This is a genomic window from Thalassoglobus sp., from assembly GCF_048270125.1.
GTDB lineage: Bacteria > Planctomycetota > Planctomycetia > Planctomycetales > Planctomycetaceae > Thalassoglobus.
Genome location: NZ_JBLWTN010000002.1, coordinates 284,989 through 304,696, shown reverse-complemented (window position 1 = coordinate 304,696; position 19,708 = coordinate 284,989). Strand labels below are relative to the sequence as shown.

At 50.3% G+C, this 19,708-nt stretch carries 13 protein-coding genes; 7 read left to right on the top strand and 6 right to left on the bottom strand.

Going from position 1 to position 19,708, the window contains the following annotated elements:
• Positions 1–716 precede the first annotated feature (716 nt).
• Together ACN0YR_RS03490 and ACN0YR_RS03485 are read right to left on the bottom strand one after the other, a co-directional pair.
• On the bottom strand, positions 717–3,575 hold the full coding sequence (locus ACN0YR_RS03490) for a trypsin-like peptidase domain-containing protein (RefSeq protein WP_417847805.1): 2,859 nt from the start codon (positions 3,573–3,575) through the stop codon (positions 717–719).
• 404 nt (positions 3,576–3,979) lie between these two features.
• Positions 3,980–5,353 carry an anaerobic sulfatase maturase gene (locus ACN0YR_RS03485; RefSeq protein WP_417847804.1) on the bottom strand — a complete coding sequence of 458 codons (1,374 nt, stop codon included), beginning with the start codon at positions 5,351–5,353 and terminating at the stop codon, positions 3,980–3,982.
• Between the two features lie 444 nt (positions 5,354–5,797).
• Here ACN0YR_RS03485 and ACN0YR_RS03480 point away from each other — a divergent pair, with 444 nt between their 5' ends.
• Positions 5,798–6,619: a hypothetical protein gene (locus ACN0YR_RS03480; RefSeq protein ID WP_417847803.1), complete on the top strand. Its 822-nt coding sequence runs from the start codon at positions 5,798–5,800 to the stop codon at positions 6,617–6,619.
• Between the two features lie 14 nt (positions 6,620–6,633).
• On the opposite strand, the gene ACN0YR_RS03475 is transcribed toward ACN0YR_RS03480, so the two are convergent.
• On the bottom strand, positions 6,634–7,944 hold the full coding sequence (locus ACN0YR_RS03475) for a glucose-1-phosphate adenylyltransferase (RefSeq protein WP_417848008.1): 1,311 nt from the start codon (positions 7,942–7,944) through the stop codon (positions 6,634–6,636).
• A gap of 206 nt (positions 7,945–8,150) precedes the next feature.
• Between ACN0YR_RS03475 and ACN0YR_RS03470 the strand changes: the two genes are divergently transcribed.
• Both ACN0YR_RS03470 and opgC read left to right on the top strand, forming a co-directional pair.
• Positions 8,151–9,575, top strand: a complete 1,425-nt coding sequence (locus tag ACN0YR_RS03470; protein ID WP_417847802.1) for a dicarboxylate/amino acid:cation symporter — start codon at positions 8,151–8,153, stop codon at positions 9,573–9,575.
• Positions 9,576–9,599: 24 nt separating this feature from the next.
• Positions 9,600–10,673, top strand: a complete 1,074-nt coding sequence (gene opgC / locus ACN0YR_RS03465; RefSeq protein ID WP_417847801.1) for an OpgC domain-containing protein — start codon at positions 9,600–9,602, stop codon at positions 10,671–10,673.
• A 136-nt stretch (positions 10,674–10,809) separates the two neighbouring features.
• Here the strand turns inward: opgC and ACN0YR_RS03460 are convergent, their stop codons facing one another.
• Positions 10,810–11,610 (bottom strand): alpha/beta fold hydrolase, encoded by an 801-nt coding sequence (locus tag ACN0YR_RS03460; RefSeq protein ID WP_417847800.1) that lies wholly within the window; start codon positions 11,608–11,610, stop codon positions 10,810–10,812.
• Between the two features lie 152 nt (positions 11,611–11,762).
• On the opposite strand from ACN0YR_RS03460, the gene ACN0YR_RS03455 reads away from it, so the two are divergent.
• Both ACN0YR_RS03455 and ACN0YR_RS03450 read left to right on the top strand, forming a co-directional pair.
• Positions 11,763–12,521 carry a PP2C family protein-serine/threonine phosphatase gene (locus tag ACN0YR_RS03455; RefSeq protein ID WP_417847799.1) on the top strand — a complete coding sequence of 253 codons (759 nt, stop codon included), beginning with the start codon at positions 11,763–11,765 and terminating at the stop codon, positions 12,519–12,521.
• Positions 12,522–12,535: 14 nt separating this feature from the next.
• Positions 12,536–13,222 (top strand): Maf family protein, encoded by a 687-nt coding sequence (locus ACN0YR_RS03450; RefSeq protein WP_417847798.1) that lies wholly within the window; start codon positions 12,536–12,538, stop codon positions 13,220–13,222.
• Positions 13,223–13,230: 8 nt separating this feature from the next.
• On the opposite strand, the gene ACN0YR_RS03445 is transcribed toward ACN0YR_RS03450, so the two are convergent.
• Positions 13,231–14,133, bottom strand: a complete 903-nt coding sequence (locus ACN0YR_RS03445) for a metallophosphoesterase family protein (RefSeq protein WP_417847797.1) — start codon at positions 14,131–14,133, stop codon at positions 13,231–13,233.
• Positions 14,134–14,314: 181 nt separating this feature from the next.
• Positions 14,315–15,781, bottom strand: coding sequence for a prenyltransferase/squalene oxidase repeat-containing protein (locus tag ACN0YR_RS03440; RefSeq protein WP_417847796.1), 1,467 nt, complete (start codon positions 15,779–15,781; stop codon positions 14,315–14,317).
• Between the two features lie 378 nt (positions 15,782–16,159).
• Between ACN0YR_RS03440 and ACN0YR_RS03435 the strand changes: the two genes are divergently transcribed.
• A complete protein-coding gene (locus tag ACN0YR_RS03435) occupies positions 16,160–17,827 on the top strand; it encodes an NAD+ synthase (RefSeq protein WP_417847795.1) in 1,668 nt (555 codons plus the stop codon).
• A gap of 461 nt (positions 17,828–18,288) precedes the next feature.
• On the top strand, positions 18,289–19,707 hold the full coding sequence (leuC, locus tag ACN0YR_RS03430) for a 3-isopropylmalate dehydratase large subunit (RefSeq protein ID WP_417847794.1): 1,419 nt from the start codon (positions 18,289–18,291) through the stop codon (positions 19,705–19,707).
• Position 19,708: the final 1 nt, after the last annotated feature.

Here is a 19,708-nt window from a genome sequence, read left to right as displayed (position 1 = left end):
AACTCTCACAAGGTTTGAAAGGTTCAGTCCAGATTTTGGATCTGTTCTCAAAGTCACGGCTTGCTAGTATTGTTGCCGCATATATGTATGTACGAATGAAAAGACGCTTAGATTACGAAAAAAGTTCGCATACGAACCATTTTTTACAAAAAACCACACAATTCACTGACAGCTGTACACTGCATAGATTGTGCCAACGACTCAGTAGCATCATTACGATTTATCCGTAACACAATACTTACCAAGCGGTTACGACATATAAACCAGATGTAAATACTCCGTGAGCAAGAAAAATCCTGCATGAACCTGACGCGAGAACCGAGTTCTCTGTCGTCATTCGGACCACTTTAATAGTGCAGCGTTCGCATGAATTCGGGGCTGAAACCGATTTTTTAGACTGATCCGAGAGCCCCGAATTCGGACTCTCCAGGTTTCAGCACTCAATCTCAGAGTGAGCTAAAGGCTTAAGAGACAGCCTTTTGAGAGCATTTCGAGAACATTTTCGATGCCTGAGCCTGCTGGGCGTGACCTGAAGCATGTTTTCATTAGATCTTCGGTGTCCCATTTAGCCCCGGTGAGTAATAAAGGGGCTAAATCACATACAACGCAGCAATACGACTGCAGAATTTCCGTGAGCAGTCTCAAAATGGTATCCGCTACGAGTGTCGCAAGTGGCAACCCGAGTTGTTCGTGGAAACTTGAGTTGACTATCGACCTTAATTTTCAGCAGATTCACGGACACGAAAAATCCACAGGTCCTGACCAGCGGCGCTGGGGTAACAGGCAATCAGTTCGCCGTTTGGTGAAATTTCGATCGGTTTGACGTACATGATGCTCTCGCCCAGGATAATTTGCCCGTCTCGCTTTTGCTCTTGAACATCCCATTGCACAAGATGTCCTCTCCCACCAGCAAGAATTTTTTGACTGTCTAAGGTGAACTCCGCATCCCAGAGGACCTCTTTCCCCTTTAATTCAGCGAGCGGAGCCCCGTCAGATGTGGCCCAACGTTTCAGAGCATAACCGTCGGTTAAAGCCAGTGTTTTTCCGTCTGGCGAAAAGAAGACATTGTTCGCGGAGCCCGACGTGCGCAGCTCAATCTCTTCCAAGACCTCTCCTTCGTCGAGTTTCACTTTCACCAATTTACGGCCATCTGAAATGAAGGCCCGGTTCTCGTCGCCAAAATGCACGTCGAGCTTGGTGTACTCCAGCTGACTGAGAACAAACTCTTCCTTCTGAGTTTTCAGATCCCAACAACGAATCCTTTTCTCCGCCCCACCTGAGAGGACTCGCTGGTTGTCCGGAGAGACTTGAATCATCGAGACATCTCGAGAGTGCCCGACGAATTTCCCGAACGGTGTGAGTTGCCCTTCGTCGCTGAACTCCCAAATGTGCACTTCACCCTTGAATCCTCCAGCGAGCAGGTATTTCCCATCAGGACTGAAAGTCAGAGATGAAATATTCCCGAGCTCACGGAGCCGATCAGACTTGAAGACTTTCCCACCCTCTTCAACGTTGAACACTTCGATATATTCATCAGATTTTCCAGCCACGAGATATTGACCTTCCGGGCTGAACACCAGTTGCTGAATTCCCCAACCCATCTCCGGTATTCGCAGATGAACCTGACGTTCCAGACGAGGAGCAGTCCCCATTGAATTGACCGCAGCGGGTTTTGCGGCATCAAGTTCTTTTTGCTGTTCGACTCGGGCTTGCTCTGCTTCAATGTCCTGTTTGGAAAGGAGAGATGCAGTCACCTTAAGTGGAACCTTGAGGGTCACCTGCTCGGATTCGACCAGGTAGGTTCCTTTAAAGTCATACTTGGAAGTGAATCCCCTGAGTTTGTCGAAGGTGATCGTCCCCTCGCCGACCATCCGGATAATTTGCCCGTTGTCGCTTTGAGTCGTTCGAAATTCATATTTCTCTTTGAGTACCAGGCTGTCTTTGTCATCACTCTCTACGGTGTATGTTTTTGTTTCAACAGCTGGAAGAACTTTGACGACTTCCGAATTCCGCCGTCGACCGAAAGGATCGCGATATCGGGGAAGTGGAATCCCCGAGGCGGTTGTTGCCTGTTTTTCCTGAATCAAGCTTGTTTCATTTTTAACAGTCCAGCTACTTCGGTTCCCTTTATGAAATGCAAAGATGAGCAATTCGGAAGGTGGGCCGACTAAGAACGGAAGTTGCTCTTCATCAGTTGTGCGAACAATTTCTCCACGATGAGTGAGCAACATTGTTCCGCGTCCCATTCCAAGTCGGCTTCCTCGCATTCTGAATGATGGGACCATATGGCCGCGTGTGTCTTTGGTTGTTTTATTGAACGATCCACTGAAGTTGAGTTCCGTATGTTTTGCTAGTGGATCCGGACCAGATCTCACTTTGACATACGCCACTGCGGGAGCCACTGATGCAACAAGTTCAGGGCCCTTCAGGTCTTCTGTGACTTGGGAATCTTCAATCGTTGCGCCAGACCCCTTCAGAAATTCGCGGACGGCGTTCGCAGGAATACAAAACCCGACGCGATTGACATCAACGCCTGAAAGCTTGGCACTTGTCACGCCGATCATCTCTCCTTTGGAGTTCACCACAGGGCCGCCGCTGTTCCCTGGATTGACAGCTGCATCAATTTGCAATTGTGTTCGACCGTTTCGTTTTGTCATTCCCGAAACAGTTCCGCGAGTGACTTTTACATCGGTCCCCAACACATCCGAAAGCGGAAAGCCAACCGCCCGTACGTCCATGCCCAACTGCACAGTTTCTGAATCTGCGACTGGAACAACTGGCAAGTTCTCTGCTTCAATTTTCAGAATCGCCAAATCAGATTCTGAATCGAGCTTCAAGACCTCAGCTGAATAAGTCTTTCCAGAAATCTGGATCTCAATTTCATCAGCATCGTCAACCACATGCGCACAGGTCACCAGAATTCCATTTGACGCGACAACAAATGCAGTCCCCGCCCCTTCCTGAGAAGTCATGGCAGCATTCTGTTGTTTGTCTCGTCCATTGACTGTGAATGTACATCTCCCCGTTGTCACCTCTGTTCGATTATCGAACTCGGCAGAGACTTCGTATCGAAACTGATAATTGTCGCCGTCTAAAAAATTGAACCCGGTATTCTTGGAGAGCTTTCGGGACTTCTTGCGAGCAATTGGTTCTATCCCCTCGTTCGAATCCGGTTCCTTACTTGAAACCATTGAAACATCAGGAGTCGCAACGGGAGCTGAATCGGTCGACCGTTCCGGAGCGGAAACTTGCTCTACCTCCTCAATGTGAGCCACGGGATTCTGTTTATTGCTCAGCAAAAAGAAACCAACCCCAATGACGAAGACTGCTGAACAGACAGCCCCCACAAGCAGACTGAGCACAAGACCTGACCTGTCAGTCTCTAGAGTAGAAATGTGATCTTCATCATCGAAGGAGGACTCATCGGGTTCAAAGAGATCTTCTGATTGAATCGACATTTCTTGAGCGAGGTACTCACCGCACTCCGGGCAGGTCGCATCGCTCCTCAATGTCCGATTGGGATCCTTACGAAGTTGCCGTCCACAGTTCCAACAATCAACGACCATTTTGGACATCGTGACGACTCCTGCTCTGTCGAGCTTTGAATGTCTGACGTCATCAGCAAATGGCTCGCTCGCTGGCGAGCAACGTACTCGAATTCGAAAGACATTTGTGAGAGATGAACCACTCCTGCGATCAACAAGAAATTAGATCAATTCTCGATCACGCAGAGATGTCTTATAAATGTACGCACACAAGTCATTCACTTGCAAGTCTAAAATCTCTCGAAATCAAATTATCGGCCAGCTTGTGAACGGGTGCAGTCCATCCAGGATGCCAGATCCGCTCGCCTCACGTGAGAACAATTTTGAACCAGTCCGAAAACTCTGGAATCACCGTTTTTCTCAATGCTTGAGAGAGCAATTTCAGGTTTCAGGATCAGTTCTATTCTTCGTGGAGGAACTCTCCTCGCAGCAACTTAACCAATGCCGCAACACTTTTTGAACTTCCTGCCTGAACCGCACGGGCAAGGATCGTTTCGACCGACCTGACGGAGAGGAGTCCTAGCACTGGGTGATCGACCTGCAGGTGTAGCCTTCGGAGCAGGAGTTTTCTTTTTTCGAAACTGTTGCATGACGTTGGCTGCTGGACGATTGGCCTTCAGCTCGATTGCCATCTGCTTCATAAGGGGATCGATATGATTGAAAAACATGCGATATCCAGCACAAAGATAGTTGAGACCGGACTCTCCAATGGGTGTGTCGATAAAGCGGTTCTTGGGACACTCTCCGTTACAGGCAAAGCGGACTTCACAGTCGAGGCAATATTGCGGGAGCGTTGTTTCTTTGTCGCGACCAAAGTCGAGTTGGCGTTGAGAGTTGGCAAGCTCAATGATGGGGAGTTCGTGAATGTTTCCAAGTTTGTATTCAGGTTCGACAAAATGATCGCAAGAGTACAGGTCTCCATTATGTTCTATCGCGAGTGCTCGACCACACTGTTTGCGAAAGACACACAGGCTTGGCTCAAGGTCGAGCCAGGCTGCCAGTGCCTGATCAAAAATTTGCACGAAGACTTTGCCGACATCACGTTTGACCCATTCATCAAAAATTTCGCACAGAAAACGACCGTATTGTTCTGGTACAACACTCCGTGAACTGACGAGATGATCCCATGCGTGAACTTTCTCCTTCCCATCGAGTTCGTCTTCCGGATGAACACCGATCCCCCGGCGTTCAACGATCGGAATGAACTGCATAAACTCGATTCCATTGTCGCGCAAATAGGAATAAACACGGCGACCATGCAGGCTATTCTCTCGATTGACGACGACTAAGGCATTGAACTCGACTTGATGCTGCTGGAGCAGCTTCATCGCCTTGAGCACTGCATCAAAAGTTCCGTTCCCTTTTTTGTCGTATCGATATCGATCATGGAGTTCCGCTGGTCCATCGATGGAAAGCCCGATTAAAAACCGTTCCTTCTTAAAGAACTCCACCCATTCCTCATCGAGCAGAACCCCATTCGTCTGGAGAGCGTTCGCGATCTTCTGACCGGGACGAGCATGCTTCTTTTCGAGATCGACGATTCGCTTAAAAAAATCGAGCCCCAGTAATGTCGGTTCGCCTCCTTGCCAGGCGAAAGTCACTTCTTCAGGACCAGCAGGTTGGGCCTCAATGTATTGCTGAATGTAGGTCTCTAAAGTCTCTGGCGTCATCCGCCAGCTTTTGTTCTTCGGATAGAGATCTTCCTTGTGCAGGTAATAGCAGTATTCACAATCCAGGTTGCAGATCGGTCCAATCGGCTTCGCCATCACATGCAGCATTTGAGCAGTGAGAGTATCAGGCGTCGTCATGTGAGAGATCATCGTTGAAGTGAGATTCGATTGGACATTTCATCGCAACATTTCATTGCAACTTTAGAGTGCCCGCCGGGAGCCGATCGATGATATACAATCTCCATACCACATGACACAACTCCCCGAAGTCGCTTTCAGACTCAAAGCAGGCCGCAAGGAACAGAATCCCTCTACTGAGTTCACTCAACCGAGGACTCATTCCGACATACAAACCGCAGCGAAATTCGTCTTGTACTAGAACTGTGTTTCGAGGTAGCCTGCCGATCCCTTCACTTCTAGAGCAAATCCAACCGTGATCTTTACGTTCAGCCTCGTGGCAAACAGTCTATGAAGTCCTGAAAGTGACCTTCACGGACGCCACAAACATTGGAAATGCTCTAAAGCCCCTCAAAAAGTCCTTCCCCCCTCCATCCTTTCACATGTTTGCGACAGGAGGTCGCTGTGACGATGCGCAATTTCCTCGCTCTTCTACTCACGACATCTTGCCTGCAAGTGGTCGATCTTCAATCAGCGAACGCACAGAATTTGCGTGTATATACGAATGTCACTGACATTTCGGACGCTGAGAACCCCAGGCCACTCTCACACAGTCTCACACTCTTTCATGGGGGACGTGTTTACGATTACATGCCGGAAGTCGGCGAAGTTGTCATCTTTGAACCGATCCATAATCGCTTCATCATCTTAGGCAAGAACTACGCTGCGACAGAAGTTTCGTTCGCTGAAATCAATCATTTTCTGGAAACGGCACAAACCAAGGCGGTGCAATATATTGATGAATTGGCAACATCGCCCGATGCCGACTCAGCGGCGAAAGCGGCAGCCATGCGGTTTCAACTGACGCCAGAATTCCAAGAGACTTTCGATGAAGCCTCCAATCGTTTGACGCTCAGCGGGACTGAGATCGAATACAGCGTCGTGACTCAACCAGTCGAAGCCACAAATGCGGTCAACCGATATCTGGAGTACGCAGATTGGACAAAACGGTTGAATTTTGTTTTGCATCGTCACGACTCGCTGCCTCAGGCACGATTGAAAGTCAATCAGAAATTACGAGACAGAAACGTTCTCCCACGTGTTGTCGAGCTAACCATGCATTTGCATCCACCCGTGAAGTTCCGCGCAGAGCACAGATTTTCTGATTCTTTCCAGTCCGCAGACCGCAGGCTCATCAGCCAATGGGAGCAAACTTTAGAGTCAGACAACATTCGCTGGATGACATTCCGCAAATACCAGCAAAATCTGCTGGTCAGAGCTGATTGAATCTTTCCGTCACATCAGAAATCACAAGCTTCGGGATTTTTCAATTCCCAGCCATCTTCCAGAACTGTCCCTCGTGGAACAACGATCACTCCATCACGAATGATCACATCTCCACAACGGGCGTCGTCCGGGCAGTTTTCAGGCTTAACGATTTTTACGTTCCTGCCGATGCAGCAGTTTTTATCAACGATGGCCCCTTCGATGTGAGTTCCGGCACCAATCCCCAAAAGTGGAACGCCTGAAACTTCTTGATTTGCACGACGGTCGCTGCGATAGTAATCCGCCCCCATCAAGACAACCCCACTGAGAACTGCCCCTTCGCCGACATGGCTGCGAAGTCCAATCAAACTGCGGGTGATGCTCACATTCTTTTCGATGACGCATCCATCGGCAACAAGACTTTGTTTCACTTTGGCATCGTCGAGACGAGTCGATGGCAAGAAACGTGGTCGTGTATAGATCGGCAGGTCAGCGTTGTGCATTTCGAACGGCGGATTCGGAAGTGTCATCTCCAGCTGAGATTCATAGAACGCCTTGATCGTCCCGATGTCTTCCCAGTATCCGTCGAACAGAAATGATTGCACACGTTTTGCACGGATGGCCGCTGGGAAAATTTCTTTTCCGAAATCCTGATAGTCAGTCTTCTCCAGCAAGTCTACGAGAGTGTTGCGATTGAACAGGTAGATCCCCATGCTCGCCAGGTATTCTCGCCCTTTGCTTTCGATGCCTTGCTCATCAATCCATTCAGGGCTTGTCCGAACATGTGCCAGTTCAGAATCTGACTCTGGTTTCTCCAGGAATCCGACCACACGACCGCTATCGTCCAGCTTTGTGATTCCGAATGCAGAGGCAGCTTCTTTATCAATCGGAAGAGTCGCAATGGTCACATCAGCACGAGCATCCTGATGGACTTTCAGCATCTTTGCAAAGTCCATTCGATACAGTTGATCACCCGAGAGGATCAACACATAATCGATGCCGGGTTGCTGAATATAGCGAAGCTGCTTTCGAACGGCGTCTGCGGTTCCCTGATACCAGTCAGCACCATCGTTATTCGTTTGCTGAGCTGCGAGGATTTCTACAAACCCACCATTGAATGGATCAAAGTTATAGGTTTGCCGAAGATGGCGATGCAGGCTCACGGAATTAAACTGCGTGAGCAAATAGTTCCGACGAATCCCACTATTGATACAGTTTGAAATGGGAATGTCGATCAACCGATATTTCCCGCCAATCGGGACTGCCGGCTTTGACCGCTCCGAGGTGAGTGGTTGTAACCGGGTTCCCTTCCCTCCGCCGAGTACGAAGCAGACGACGTTGTTCATAACTTCCTCAATAGGTTCATTTTCATGATCGGGCTTCTTTGATTGTGCCGAAATCGGATCCGAAACGCGAGTCCCGCATACAACGGATTTCTCAAACATTCCTCTTTTGATATGCTTGCCTGCCCGCGTCACGCACGTACCGTAAGATCGTTAAACTCCGACGCTTCTTTTGACTCACATCACCTTCAGAATCGAATCGCATAAACATGGCAACGAAACGAGGCGACCACAGGCTCACAATTCAAATCGCAGTTGCCATCGTTCTTGCGATTTTAACCGCACTGCTGCTCCCTTCTGTGGTCGCGATTGGACAAGACACAACTGCTGAGTCCAGCAGTGACCAACTTGTCGCCCGAGCGAACTACGTTCTTGTTCCGCTCCGCCTGGGTGGCGAGGTCTTCCTGCGACTCCTCAAGATGCTGGTTGTCCCACTTGTGATTGTCTCCGTGATGTCCGGGATACTCGGATTGGGCGATGTAAGAAAACTGGGTAAACCGGGTTTAGCTGCCGTCTCTTATTACCTCATAACGACTGTTCTGGCAGTCTTCGTGGGGATCATTCTCGTCAACCTGATGAACCCCGGTGGTCAGGCGATCGACGAAGACACGAAAGCTGAACTGGCGAATTCGGAAGCCTCCGTCAAAGAGAAAGTCTACTTAGCCGTTGCCGAACATTCCGGAACCACTGACGACAATGTCGCCAGCATTTTCGGAGACGATGAATACACCGAGCGTAAAAACCCCGGAGTTTCACGAGTGTTGGAAAACCTCGTGCTCATGATGTTTACCGACAACCTGTTTCGCTCGGCAGCGAATATGGAACTGCTGCCGCTTATTTTCTTTTCAATCTTCTTTGCTGGCCTGCTCACAACATTGGGCTCGAAGGTTGATTTGATCGTCAAATTCACTCACCAAGTGAACGAGGCACTCATGAGCTTCATTTTGCTCATCATGAGATTTGCTCCACTCGGTATCTTCTGCCTCGTGGCTGCAAGGTTTGGTCAGGCAAATGTTCTTGGAGACTTCTTTGACGAACTTCGTAAAACAGGAAGCTACTCACTGACAGTTCTCGCAGGACTTGCAGTTCATGCGTTCATCACACTGCCAGCGATCCTGTATTTCTTCACTCATAGAAACCCGTACAAGTTCATGTTCCAGATGTCACAGGCATTACTGACCGCCTTTTCCACTGGAAGTTCGTCTGCCACTCTCCCAGTCACAATGGAATCCGCCGTCGACGAGGCGAATGTTTCGAAGAAATCGGTCGACTTCGTTCTTCCTCTGGGAGCGACCATTAACATGGACGGAACGGCTCTGTATGAAGCGGTCGCCGCCATCTTCATCGCTCAGGTTGTCGGTGCCGATCTCAGCCTGTCGCAACAACTCATTGTCGCGGTCACCGCCACACTCGCCGCGATCGGAGCCGCCGGAATTCCCGAAGCGGGACTGGTCACAATGGTGATTGTCTTGACTGCTGTCGGCTTGCCGATCGAGTACATGAGCCTGATTCTCTCCGTGGATTGGCTCCTCGACCGCTTCCGCACAACCGTCAATGTCTTCGGAGATGCCTGCGGGGCAGCGATCGTTGAAAAAACATTCCCTGCTGAAGAACTCATTGCGGACTCGGTGTAAAAAATTACTGATGTAACAAATCGCGTGAGTCAGGAATTTCTGCCACTCACACATGGCTCAAATCGTGACTTACGAATTGATCTCGTGCGTGGCATCGCCCTATTGATTCTGGTGTCCGACCACCTTCCTGGAAATCCGTTACGAACCATCATGCCCGTTTCGTGGGGACTCGCGGACATGGCGGAGGTCTTTGTGTTGCTCTCCGGCTATGTTTTTGGACTTGGAATACTGAAGCGACAATCAATCTCACCGATTCGCAAGCGGCTGGTAAAACGTGCTCTGGTTATTTTTGTCGCTTATCTCACAACAGCTTTTATTGCCCTACTCATGGTGAGGACATTCCAGATCACCACTGTTGCCAACATGCTCCCCGCTCACCTGATCGCAAACTCATGGGGGAGTGTGACGCTTGACTTGATCTCACTCGATGGGCGAGTTTCACATTTGTGCATTTTGCTTCTTTACTGTTGGCTCCTACTGGGTGTCGCTTCTTTACCCCGCAAAGTTTGGAACCATCCCGGGCTGCTGATTGCATGCTCATTCGCTCTCTGGAGTTCAGTGCAATTGCCTCCTCGACTCGCGTTTCCTGAACCGGTCCAAACAACAACCTATTACAACCCGTTCGCCTGGGAATTCCTGTTTCTTTCAGCGACCAGCTACGCCCTGTTCCCGGTGGAGCGACGACAGCAACTTCTCAACCATCGCGGAGTTTTTCCGATCCTGTTGATCGTGCACGGGTCGCTTTACTTGTTGATCGGATTCGACGTTAAACTCCCCCGGTTCCTCCTCGACAAGCCAACACTAGGCCTGCTCCGCTACCTCCACGTCGTGACTGCCGCACTCTTGGTAAGAGCCGTTCTCCCGGAGCAATTCAGTCCGGCTTGGCGAAAATTTTTGCGACCACTGACGCTCTGCAGCGAGCAATCACTCTGGGTCTACTGCGGAGGTTCACTCGTTGCGATCTCGATGGCAAACTGGATGTCCTCTTCAGACAGCACTTGGGAACCAATACTCATGAACCTCATCGCCTGGGCTGCGTGCTTCGGAATTGCCTGGGGCACTGAGAGTACGAAAGTTTCCTGGAATCTTCGTACATGAGAAGTTTCAAGCAATCGTTGCACCACAAGACCTCATAAGAAGTCACCGCCACTCCAGAGAATCGCGGCGTCGCCAACAGTCTACTTGGCGATCCCGCTTCTTGGCGATCCCGTCCTTTGAGAGCGAGACTTGTCTGCTACGACAGTGAACGCAAAAAGTCCTCGATCGCTTGATTGACAAACTTTGGTTGTTCAAGCGGGGACATGTGCCCGGCCTGTTGAACCTCAACGAACTGAGCGTTGGAAATCCCCTTCGCCATTTCTTTCATGACATCTGGTGTCGTTAATTGATCGTCTTCCCCAACAATTGCCAGAGTCGGAACATCGATACTCTTCAAGACGACGTCCATATCAGCACGAACGGCCATGCCGCGAAGAGCGGCGGCGATACTGTTTGGGTTGGTTGAGCGAATGAGACTTTGAGTTCGTTTCACTACGTCGGGATTCTCCGCGATTGTGTGTGGAGAAAATAATTTCTCAGCCATCGCAATTGCCAGGAACTCCGGGCCTTCCGCAAGAACTCGCTGAGCGGTCTGCTCTCGATTTGCTTTGGCCTCTTCTGAATCTGGCGACGCTTTGGTGTCACAAAGAATCAGGCTCTTCACTTTTCCCGGATGCCTCTGAACGAACTCCCAGGCGATGTAGCCCCCCATAGAAAGTCCGCAAAAATGGACCGGTTTTTTGATTTCAAGTGCATCCAGAATGCCAGCGAGATCGTCCGCGAAATCCTTCATCTCTACAGTCCCCTCAGCAGGCGAACTCTCTCCAAAACCTCTTAAATCTGGAGCAATGACCTGCAGTGATTTCGAGAAGTGATCGATCTGGTGGTTCCACATCGTCTGATCGAGTGGAAACCCGTGTACAAAGAGAATCGGTTCTCCAGCACCCTCGATTCGGATGTTGAAAGATCGTCCGTCAACACGTTTAGTGAGAAGCATCGTCTGTTCCTTTGCAAGGGAATTCACCAAAATGACTGTCGGAATTGGGTCGCTTTCTGGGTGGAAATCCGCAATGATAACGTATTCAGAACAGACTCACGATAAACGAATCGATCACACACAATTTGCATCAGGCCACAAGGGTTTACTCAATGTCGGATAGCGTTGAATTCAAATGGGGTTCCGTCTCTATTACGGGGAACTTCCGTGAGAATAACGAAGACAACTATTGCGTCGACTCCACCGCCCGCTACTTTCTGGTAGCAGACGGGATGGGAGGCCAAAGCGCTGGCGAGAAGGCCAGTGAGCTCGCAATAGAGATTGTCTCCAAACGACTTGATCAATCTCTGGGCAACGCAACCTCCTCTCCTGAGCAAGAAGTGACTCGACAGATTGACCAAGCTGTCGAACAGGCAAACTCAGAGATTATGGCACTGGGTGAGATTGAGCCGAACTTCAAAAACATGGGAACAACGATCACTTTTATTGTTGTTGTCGATAGCGATCTGTACATAGGCGGCGTCGGGGACAGCCGGGCCTATCAGCTGCGAAATGGAACTCTCGAACAGTTAACTGAAGACCATTCATTAACGCAAGCACTCGTCAACGCCGGAACAATTTCGCCTGAAGACGCCAAAACACATCGCTACAAAAATGTTTTGTATCGCTATCTCGGGTCGAAAGATGGTGGAACAGGGACCGAAGCGAAACGGATCAAACCGCAAGTTGGAGACCGATACGTTCTGTGCTCCGATGGAGTTTCCGACGGTGCCAACGACGAGACAATTCATCAAGTACTGGCAGAACACGATGACCCACAAGAAGCGGCCGAGGCACTCGTCAAAGCGGCTCAGGATGGTGGATCGAAAGACAACATTACTTGCGTCATTGTTCACGTTGTTCAGAAGTGACATTCAAGCCGTCCATGAATTCGCCAACCACGATTATTCTCGGATCGCAATCACCGCAACGTCGATTTCTGCTGCAAACACTTCTTCCTGAGGATCGAATTAAGATTGTTCCCCCGTTGCAATCTCAAGAGGCGGGGTTTGATGGTCTCACGCATATTGACGAAATCAGAGAACGTCTTCGGGAAATCGTTGCGACAAAGAATGCTGATGTCCTGCAACAATGCGAGCGTCAAGAATGCGAGCGTCAAGAATGCGAGCGTCAAGAATGCGAGCGTCAAGAATGGGGAACCGTGTTGACCGCAGATACCGTTGTCGTCGCCAATGATGCAGACTCTTCGTTCGTGCTTGGGAAGCCAGATGGCCCCGATTGGCAAGCGACAGTCCAAAACTGGTTCACAAAATTCTATTCGTCGAAATCCCATCAAGTCCTGACGGCTGTCTCCTTCAGCTTTCAGGATGGAACCAACGAGACACTTCTCGCTTCGACGACTGTCCACTTCCGAGAGGTTTGCCCAAAGTTGCTGGACTGGTACATTCGAACTGAAGAGCCGCTCGGAAAAGCGGGAGGATACGGCATTCAGTCAGGTGGGAGCCTGTTCGTCGAGTCAATTGCAGGAAGCCTCAGCAACGTCATCGGGCTGCCTCTCGAAGAAGTTTGGAGCGTGCTTGATGCTCACCAGCTTATGGAAATTTCCAAATAAAGAACGATTTACTTCAGCGCATAGTCTGCCTGCTTGCGGAAGCCATGAATTTGAATGGGGGATTCGTGGCTGAGTTCCAACACTGAATATCCACTATTCTCTTCACCGGAACCTTCTACCATTGCAACCATTGTGCAGTAGTGAATGCCGGCAATTTCTTTATGGTCATTCTTGTGACTATGTCCCTGGAAAACGAGTTCCACTTTGCCGGACTCCTCCAGAAGTTGCCGCACTTCAGGAGCGTTTTTGACGCCATGATTGTCACTGACATCCAACCGTTGATGTGCAAAGACGACAACTCTCTTCTCAGTTTGCTTGAGATCGGCTGCCAGCCATTCCAGCTCTTCCTGAGGAACGTTTGGGTCAGTCCATTTGAAATTCTTGCGCTGATACGGAGTCCCATCACCACGGAAGCAGGAGTCGAGGACAATAAAATGGTATCCACCTTTGTCGAATGAGTAGTACGACTTCTCTTGCTCCACTGCTCCTAAAAACTCCTCCTTGGTCAGCGTGTCAACGCAGTGATTCCCGAGGACATAGTGACGCTCTTTGGCGATTTGGGAGAACTCTTTATTGATGGTCTTCAGATAGCCCAGTTCGGTCTCGACAGAATCAGCAGCATCGATGATGTCTCCCAGTTCGACTACGCAATCAAGAGGCTTTTTCTGAAACTCAGCACCAGCTTCACTGAGTTTGTCCAGGCTCTCCCGGTAGTAGCGACTCCCTCTTGGAGATTTATCCGCGTAGTGCATGTCCGTCACCAGGCCGAGACGTAACAGCTTCTTTTCATCCGCTCCGAAAAGTTTTGCAGTCCCAGCGGCCCCCACCGTTGAGGCTGTCACCAGAAACAACGTTCCATTCTGGAGAAATGCACGTCGGCCAATTTGAATCTGTGTTGAGTCCGTCGACATGGGAGTTCTTTTTGAATTCGAGTTTTTCACGACACTACGTACGCACTCCGCGTACATGGCGATCAAGGATCTGAGACATTCTCGCGAATGAGGTTTAGAACCAGTCCGAAAACCTCTGGAATAGCCGCTTCTCTCAACGTTTGAGAGAGCAATTTCAAGTTTCAGGATCAGTTCTAGGCAATCAAAATTCTGTTTGCGTCATCCGTCGTTGGTAAAGTGGAAGATGGCGATAATAGACTTCCAATGTCAAGATTGATAAACAAGTCGAATACAATCGCCCACCGCTTCGGCTGTGAGGATCACGCGGTGCCCAACTTCCGGCAGCGTGCCCTGTTTTCACTTGCGTGGTGACGAGTTGCTCTCGCATCACATTGTTCCACTTCTTCCATTTCGGCCCTCCCCAGTGGTGAAGGACCTGTGTCGCATAGTAATTGAAGTATTGATTGTCGTTAGCTGGCCCCAACCGCTCCAGATACTCCACTCCGACTTTCATCGCCGGTTTGCTCGCGTCCCATCCGTAATACATTCGGCACAGCAGGCCGATGCTGGTTGTCGATGCTTTCTTCTCGGGACGTACGTAGCCGTAATAGGCTCCTTCTTCGAGTTGAACGGAATCTAGAAATCGTTCTGCTCGAACTTTCGCGCGGCCAGGAACCGTCAAGCCAGCCATGCGAGCACTCGTCAGCGCCATCACCTGCCAGCCGACCACAGAGGTATCTCCATCAGGTTGCTGCAAACGGTATCGCCATCCTCCGTTCTCAGGATGTTGAGCTTCCAGAATGAAGTCCACGCACTCTTGAGCCACCTTGCGAAATTTGCGATCTCGCGTCAGTCCGTAAACTTCGCACAGTAAAATTGTGGCGATCCCCTGCACATACATCCCTGAATTTCCGCTCGCCCCGCGCATGTCTCCCTGGACATCGGCCTCCAGGTATTTCTGATTCAGGAACGCCAGCCCGGCTTGAACCTGTTCTTGATAGTCACCCTTTTCGTGAGTATTGCCAGCTCCGACAAAACATAACAGAGCAAGCGAAGTCGCTCCCACGGTGTTACTGGAGAGCGTCCCGGGAGAAGTGCAGGAGTCCCCACATTCCGGATGGATATGATTGAAGTTCCAGCTACCATCTTCATTCTGATGATTCTTCAGCCACTTGAGCCCGCTGTTGACTGCTGCTTCACTCGTCGCCGTCCCGCCAAACGCTTTCAGCATAATCGAACGAGCTTCCTCAGTTCGCCCAGAGAGGTCGCCATGTTTTCGGTGGCTGCCGATGTACTCAATCGCTTCGAGTTCCCACTGCAACTCTTCCTGCTCGGTATCCACGGACATTGGGCTGGGTTGATGAGAAAGAACATTCGTCGCCAGATCCATCGATGCCGAATTGTTTGCACTGCTGTCGATGAGCTTGTCTGGAGTCAGCTTGAGATTCTCGACTGTTTCTAACGCGGGGTTTTCAATGACCTCAGTTCTGACAGTCAGATAGTTTGTGAGATCATAAGACTCTCCCGGAATGACAATCATCGCCAGCATCGCCAGCAAAGCAATATGCACTGCCATGCTACAGAATGTGACCCCAAGAGACTCTCGGTGTTGTTCCCACCAGGTTTTTTCATCGTGGTCTGGAGTCTCATTCAATTTCGAGTTCGCCAACGAAAATCACCTCAGTCCAACAGATCGAATTGGAAAATCAGGGAAACATGGATATTCAACTCGTGGCTCAGGTGCTGAACAGCGATACGCAAGAACAAATGTCAACCTATTGATAGAATACGTCAACAGCTCACTCAATTTCAACTAAAATTCTCCAGCGAGAAGCTGACGTATTGTTCATGACAGGCGCTTTTGGAATCGACCTCGGGTGGCTAAACTTCGAAACATCACATAACCAGAAGGTTCATTTGAAGAAACGAACGTGTTCGAAAGCGATTCACAGCTTGGGAGCGGCTCTGCGATACGCCGGCTTCTCAACAACTCAGCATTCCCGTAACCGCCACCAAAACTGATTCCGTCATCAATACTGATCCTGATATGAAAATTGCCATTGCTCAGTTGAACCCTACCATCGGAGACCTGCGGGGGAATGCCGAGAAAATCAGACAAGCAGCCATCAGCGCCAGGCAACAGGGAGCCGAACTTCTGGTGACTCCTGAGCTAAGCATTTCAGGGTATCCACCAAAGGATTTATTGCATCGCAACGGTTTCGTTGAGGCTTGTGACGCAGCGGTTCTCGAACTGACTGACCTCACGACCGGGAATTTTGGAATCCTGATCGGTCACCCTTCCCTGTGGGACTCAGCTTCTGGCAAGCCATTCAATTCAGCGACTCTTCTCGGCGACGGCAAACGGCTCGCGACAATCCACAAATCCTTGCTCCCCAACTACGACGTTTTCGACGAAGAGCGATATTTCGATCCGGGGAAAGATCAATCACCCGTTGAGTTTCTCGGAAAGCGATTGGGGATTCACATTTGCGAAGATGCCTGGTTTGGAGAGCCTGAAACGTTTTACAGTCTCCCCCCGATTGTGCGGAAAGATCCCGTTCTTAATCTCGCCGAACAAGGTGTGGATATTTTTATCAACTTGTCTGCCAGTCCCTTCGAAGCTGGAAAGTTTGCACGACGACAAGAGATCGTGAAGCGGCATGTGTCGACGCATCGACGTCCGGTCGTTTTTGCAAATCAAATCGGCGGCAACGACGACCTTGTTTTTGATGGCAACAGCTTCGTTCTGAATACCGACGGAGAGGTCGTTCAATCACTGGCTGCTTTTGAAGAAGACATGCAGATCGTTGGTTTCAACAACCTTCCCTCTCCAATTGTGCAGGAGTTTGATCGAGAACAAGAACTTCTCGACGCGCTGGTACTCGGGCTGGGAGACTACATGAGAAAGTGTGGTTTCACCGATTGCGTCCTCGGTCTTTCTGGCGGCATCGACAGTGCACTCGCAGCGGCAATCGCAGCCCGGGCGGTCGGCGGAGAGCGAGTCCATGCGATACTGATGCCAAGCCGCTACAGCACGGACCACAGCATTGACGACTCGCTCAAGCTCGCCGAAGCTCTTGGGCTCGATACGGAAACAATCCCAATTGATGCGGTCCATCGAGCATATGAAGGACTGCCTGTTGTGGGAGAGGACCTGGCGATCAACCCGACAGGCCTTCCCGATCAAAATCTGCAAGCCCGAATCCGGGGAGCCATCGTCATGACCCGGAGCAACACCCATGGGTGGATTCCGCTTGCAACAGGAAATAAAAGTGAACTCTCCGTCGGCTATTGCACCCTGTACGGCGATATGTGTGGAGGATTTGCCGCACTGTGCGATCTCTACAAACAGGACGTTTACGAACTGTCTCGCCACATCAATAAGATCGAAGGTCGAGAAGTCATTCCTAAGAACATTATCGACAAAGCTCCCAGTGCAGAGTTGGCACCAAACCAGTTCGATCAAGACAGCCTTCCGCCCTACCCGATTCTTGATGCGATCCTGAAAGGGTTGATCGACGAGCAGGCTTCACCCGCTGAGCTCGCCAAAGAGTTCCCGGAAGAGACAGTCCGCTGGGTCGTTCGACAACTCGACCGCAACGAGTTCAAACGTTGGCAAATCCCTCCAGGCACGAAACTCTCTGCGAAAGCCTTTGGAACCGGTCGACGTATGCCCATGGCATCCCGCAGCTACACCGGATTTGAAGATTCGTAATCGAAGGCAAAGTTTTTTCAGACGGAAATCTCGCCTCGATTCTTCCGAAGTTTCGCTCAGGACGAACCTTCACGGAGTTCGAATTGTCGTGCTCATGTGCATTTACAACGCTTGCAGTTCGTGTGAAGTTCATTTTCACAACTTCATAGACTGCTCCGCGCGGTATAGAATGTGACGAGCGATATTGAATTTGCTCGTCAACGTTCTCATTTTACACAACTGTTTATCATAACAGGGATTTTCCCTACTGAATCGAATCGGTGGAGCGGAAATCTGATCTGCCATTCTGGACAATTGGTAGGCATTTTTCGTACAAAGAGATATTCGAGTTTCTCGCAGAAGTCTCGTTAAAAATCCGGAAACCTGCGTCACGAAGGCTTTCTCAGCGTATGAGAGGTCAGGTTCATGCTTCCGGGTAAACTCTTACATCAAACCTTCTGCATGTGTCTGGAAAGTGAATCATGAGCGACAAACAAAACCTGTTTAACAAAGTCTGGGATCTTCACACTGTTGGGACGTTGCCATCCGGGCTCGACCAGCTCTTTGTTGGTCTCCACCTGATTCACGAAGTCACCAGTCCGCAAGCATTCGAAATGTTGCGTGAACGTGGCCTGAAAGTCCTGGCTCCAGAGCGGACAGTTGCAACTGTGGACCACATCGTCCCGACCGATGTCCAGTCACGGCCTTTCAATGACATGCTTGCAGAACAGATGATGTCTGCGATTGAAAAGAACTGTCAGGAATTCGGCGTCACGTTGATGGACCTCAAAGACAGCCGACAGGGAATTGTCCACGCAGTTGGACCAGAGCAAGGACTTACCCAGCCAGGTATGACCATTGCCTGCGGTGACAGTCACACATCAACTCACGGCGCCTTCGGAACAATTGCTTTCGGTATTGGAACGTCACAAGTTGCGTATGTCCTTTCGACACAAACCCTCGCCATGAGTCGCCCGAAAGTTCGACGTGTTGTCGTCAACGGCGAATTGGCCCCGAGTGTGTTTGCGAAAGATGTGATCCTGTACATTATCCGGAAATTGGGTGTCAAAGGCGGAATTGGATACGCCTACGAATTTGCCGGCGAAGTCTTCGACCGAATGACCATGGAAGAACGGATGACCGTTTGTAACATGAGCATCGAAGGGGGAGCTCGCTGCGGTTACATCAACCCCGATCAAACAACAGTCGACTACCTCGAAGGTCGCCCGTTTGCTCCTAAAGGGGAAGAGTTCGATAAAGCAGCTCAGTGGTGGCTCTCATTGGCATCTGGCGAAGATGCAGAATTCGATGACGAAGTCGTCTTCAACGCTGCAGATATCGAACCAACTGTGACTTGGGGAATTAACCCCGGTCAGTCTGTCGGGATCAACGAAAACATCCCAGCCGTCTCCGCATTCCCTCAAGAAGAGCAAGTCGGCGTGCAGGAAGCTCTTGAGTTCATGGAACTCGAAGCTGAACAATCAATGAACGGCGTCAAAATCGATGTCGCCTTCATCGGCTCTTGCACAAACGGTCGAATCTCTGACCTGCGTGAAGCAGCCACTATCGTCAAAGGGCACAAAGTTGCCGACGGAGTGAAGGCGTTGGTCGTCCCCGGATCACAGCTCATCGCGAAACAAGCCGAGAAAGAAGGTCTGGATAAGATCTTTATCGACGCCGGTTTTGAATGGCGCGAAGCGGGTTGCTCGATGTGCCTCGCCATGAACCCTGACAAACTCAAGGGCCGCGAGATGTGTGCATCCTCATCAAACCGAAACTTCAAAGGCCGACAGGGAAGCCCGACTGGAAGAACCCTGCTAATGAGCCCCGCCATGGTCGCCGCCGCTGCGATCCGCGGAGAAGTCACCGACGTCCGAGAATTCTCCGCCGTCCCGGCTTAAA